The organism is Chromobacterium subtsugae (assembly GCF_001676875.1).
In the GTDB taxonomy this organism is placed as follows: Bacteria; Pseudomonadota; Gammaproteobacteria; order Burkholderiales; family Chromobacteriaceae; genus Chromobacterium; species Chromobacterium subtsugae.
This window is the reverse complement of sequence record NZ_JYKA01000039.1, coordinates 1-3524: the sequence shown is the minus strand read 5'-3', so window position 1 is coordinate 3524 and position 3524 is coordinate 1. Positions and strand designations below refer to the sequence as shown.

Annotated in this window: 5 protein-coding genes; all 5 read right to left on the bottom strand. The window is 60.7% G+C overall.

Going from position 1 to position 3524, the window contains the following annotated elements; genetic code table 11:
- Positions 1-14 precede the first annotated feature (14 nt).
- From MY55_RS22245 to MY55_RS22230, 5 genes are read right to left on the bottom strand one after another with little or no spacing between them, the layout of a single operon-like run.
- On the bottom strand, positions 15-1004 hold the full coding sequence (locus MY55_RS22245; RefSeq protein ID WP_208856077.1) for a tyrosine-type recombinase/integrase: 990 nt from the start codon (positions 1002-1004) through the stop codon (positions 15-17).
- Positions 1004-1345, bottom strand: a complete 342-nt coding sequence (locus MY55_RS24115) for a helix-turn-helix domain-containing protein (protein WP_157889414.1) — start codon at positions 1343-1345, stop codon at positions 1004-1006. Before MY55_RS24115 ends, MY55_RS22245 begins: the two co-directional genes overlap by 1 nt.
- A gap of 39 nt (positions 1346-1384) precedes the next feature.
- Positions 1385-1570: a hypothetical protein gene (locus MY55_RS22240; protein WP_065203054.1), complete on the bottom strand. Its 186-nt coding sequence runs from the start codon at positions 1568-1570 to the stop codon at positions 1385-1387.
- Positions 1567-2403, bottom strand: a complete 837-nt coding sequence (locus MY55_RS22235) for an aspartate/glutamate racemase family protein (RefSeq protein WP_065203053.1) — start codon at positions 2401-2403, stop codon at positions 1567-1569. The genes MY55_RS22240 and MY55_RS22235 overlap by 4 nt, the downstream gene beginning before the upstream one ends.
- The gene (locus MY55_RS22230; protein WP_065203052.1) at positions 2391-3212 is read right to left on the bottom strand and encodes a hypothetical protein; all 822 of its coding nucleotides are present in this window, start codon (positions 3210-3212) and stop codon (positions 2391-2393) included. The genes MY55_RS22235 and MY55_RS22230 overlap by 13 nt, the downstream gene beginning before the upstream one ends.
- Positions 3213-3524 lie beyond the last annotated feature (312 nt).

Sequence of the window (3524 nt, the reverse complement as noted above, 5' to 3'; positions counted from 1 at the left end):
TCAACCCAATAGAATCAAGGCTCTGCAATGCGCAGGGCCTTTTTTCTTTTCCGCTTCACCTCTCCAGTCAGCGACACCTGTGACAGATTTGTACCGCTGTCTAAGATGACGTCTATCGCCGTCACATGCCCCCGCAGATGCTCCGGCGCGAGGTGCGCATACCGCTGCACCATCTCAAAGCTGTGCCAGCCGCCCAACTCTTGGATGATGTGCAGAGGCACCCCTTCTTGAACCAGCCAGCTCGCCCACGTGTGCCGCAGGTCGTGGAACCGGAAATTCTCGATCCCCGCCCGCTTCAGCGCACTTTTCCAGCCGGTGGCCGCCTTTTGCCTGAGCTTATCGCCCCGATAGGTGAACACCCATCTCGGATGCTTCCCGACCTGAGCAATCAGCACCTCGGTTGCGGTATCGTTCAGTGGAACACCGATGGCTTTCCCAGCTTTTGCATCCTCCGGGTTCACCCACGCTAGGCGCTTCACTAGATTGACCTGCGACCATTCCAAGTCGATGATGTTCGAGTGGCGAAGTCCAGTGGCAAGCGCAAATTGCACAATGGACCGTAGATGAGGGGCCAGTTCGGCAAGTAGCCGGCTGGCCTCTTCTTTTTTCAGCCATCGAATGCGACGGGACGGCTCTTTCCGTTTTCGGAATACAGGCGCCTTTTCGATCCACTCCCACTCATCGGCAGCCAAGTTGAACAGCGTGGACGCAAACGCCAGATACCTGTTCCGCGTGGCATCGCTGACCGCGCGCCCGGTTTCCCTGGCGTGGCCTGTCGAAACTCCCCGCACATGAACCAGCTTCGAAACTGCATCCATCACTTCGTCACGCTTGATACTCCGCAAGATGCGGCCCCTGAAAAATCCGGTGAAAAATCGAATCTTCGTGACGTCATCGGCAAAGCTTTTCTTGTTTGCCTTCTCCCTTGCGTACCGCAAGCACGCTTCGTCCCAGGTGTACTCTGGCTTTTCGCCCAACTGGTCAACCCGCCAGCGTTCGGCCATCAGCTTGTCGTAGAATTCCTGGGCCTGCGTCCTGTCACGCGTTCCAAGAGACTGTCTAACTCTTTTACCGCTTGGCGTTGCGAAATCACACCACCAAGTCTTTCCTCGTTGATAGATCGGCATACCGCTTCCTCTCCCTTCTCGCTGCCGACCTGCACCTCTTGCCGGCTATTATTTTGGTCGCCGCGGATGTGCGCCACAAGATCCGATTTCAAGAAAACCCAGCCGCGCCCGACCTTCCGACCTGGCAGCTTCTTCTTCCTGGCCAGTTGGTAGACCGTGTCCTCGCAGCAGTGGAGGAACACCGCCGCCTGGCCAATGTCCATTGTGGATTCGTCCATGTGAGTTCCCCATAAGGAAGGGCCGCCCTCTGGCAGCCCTCAAAACACAATCTCAGGATCGGCCCACTGGCCGCCCCACTCCATGCCCGGCACCGCCACCCACTCCATCCGGGTGCAGCTGGTGCCGGGCTCGGGCGTCGGCGGCTCCGGGCCAACGTAGATGACGGCGCCGTCGCGGCGCTGGGTGTAGCGGTAGACCGGCGGGGCCGGTACCGCGGCGGTCACGACTGATCCTGCTGCGCCATGGTGGCGTCAATAGCAGCTTCAGGGGTTTCGTAGGTCAGCGCGCCGGGCACATGCTCCCCGATATGCCACTCGCGGGGTCCGCGCGTGGGGTGAATCTGCCGGAAGCTGCGCGGGAACCCATTCTCAGCGGCGTAGCGCCAGCGTGCCGCGTCGCGCGGCCGCGGCGTGGCGGCGAGTTGCTTCAGCGCGTGCGCTACCGCACGAATCCCCTCTGCATGGCAGTTCATCCCTCGGGCATCGATGGAATCGGCCGCTGCGTCTAAGGCATCGAAATTGCCGAATAGCACGTCACGCCACCCCTCCGGCACAGCCGGCGCGGGCTGCGGGCAGGTGTAGAGCGCAACCGGCGTATTCCCCTCGGCCTCCTCCAGCAAATCAGCCAGTGCCATCAGCAGCGCATGCTGATCTTCGTCGGCGAATATGCCGACGCTTTCGTCGCGCTCCAGCATGCTGCTTGCCATGTCGCGCAGGTTGCCGATTGCCGCTGCGTGGCTGTCTCTGCGCACCTTCGGCAGTTCACCCATGCGGTCAGCCTCGCCGCTCTGCTCGGTGGCGGCCTGCGCCGGCTGCATTGCGGCTAAATACGACTCGATGGCCGCCCTGGCGATTTCAGCAACGAGATCACCATCGTCAGCGATGGGCACGAAATCGTCCGGCCCCATGGTGCCGACGCCCCAGGCAGACCAGACGCGGACGCAGTCGTATGCGTCTTTGCCGATGGCCTCTGCGGTGGCCTCGATCACGCTGTCCGGCAGATCGCCGACAGCGATTGCGGCGCGTGCGGCGTCCGCCAGTTGGGTCAGGGGTTGCATGCTGCCTCCGTGTCATTTGGGGTCAGCCTGACGCGCAGGCCATCGATGACAAATTCCTGTGCACCGCGTACATGACGCTTCACTTCATGTTCAGTGCCGCGCGGTGACCGCCGCAGATGTTGCGCCACCCAATGCAGGATGGCCTTACGACGACTGCCTGCCATCGGCCCATCTCGGAGGAAAAACACATCTTGATAGGCATTCAGCGGGATCGGAAATTTGATCTCGGTGGCATCCTTGACCGTGGCCAGCATGCTGCCACTTCGGTGCGCATCCTCGACGAGGGAGGCGACTATAATGGCAAACTCCCCTTCGACACTTGGCGTGCAGATGGCGTGGCCTTGGATTTTTGCTGGCAACGGGCGGCCGTTTTTGTCGAGCGCTACCACTCGTTTCATGTAGTCGCCCATTCCCGATGACAGCACCGTACGGCCATGCATTTCGTACCAGTGCGACGGCTTGCCGACATAGGCAACGCCACGCGGCGCTTGTCTTAGACGTCTAAACCCATACCATTTGAGCGCGCCTCCAGACAGCATCATCAGTTCGACCTCATTGCCAATGATGTCGGCCGGATGTGCCATCAACAGCTCTGGCGTGGTAGCGTAAATGCGCTCGTCATCAGTCATGTCGAATGTGTAGGCTGAGTTCGGCAGCATCTCATCGAAGCGCAGCAAAGTCCCTTGATCACGCAGCTCCAGGACGTCGCCATTTCCATTCCTCACAGGGAACTGCTTCGTGGCGGCACTTTTGTGGTTCGCATCCAGCGCCAATAGGATCAGGGTTTCGAGCTGGTCGGTAACCTCCATTTTTTCACTCCTCGCCCTGGTCGGGCATTGGTGCCGGCTGATCGGGCAGCCAGCGGTCGTAGGGGCAGCTCATGCGGCGTCCTCCTCAGAAGTCGTGCAGGATGGTGAATGCTGCTGCAGCCACTCGCGGAACCTGGCCGTTCCCAAGGGATTTAAGTCGGTCCACCCTATGGGCCACCCCATTAGCCACTCGACCCAGTCGGGGTTCAGCTGGCCACCCACAGATTGGGGCAGGTTCTCCCCTTGTTTGCCGCCGGTTCGATCCAGGCAGGATCGACCTGGGGAGCGATAGTCCCGCCTGACCGGAGTTGG

What these genes read in the sequence shown, in the direction of transcription:
- MY55_RS22245 (WP_208856077.1), bottom strand. Translation starts at nt 1,004, where the DNA reads ATGGCCGAACGCTGGCGGGTTGACCAGTTGGGCGAAAAGCCAGAGTAC.
- MY55_RS24115 (WP_157889414.1), bottom strand. Translation starts at nt 1,345, where the DNA reads ATGGACGAATCCACAATGGACATTGGCCAGGCGGCGGTGTTCCTCCAC.
- MY55_RS22230 (WP_065203052.1), bottom strand. Translation starts at nt 3,212, where the DNA reads ATGGAGGTTACCGACCAGCTCGAAACCCTGATCCTATTGGCGCTGGAT.
- MY55_RS22235 (WP_065203053.1), bottom strand. Translation starts at nt 2,403, where the DNA reads ATGCAACCCCTGACCCAACTGGCGGACGCCGCACGCGCCGCAATCGCT.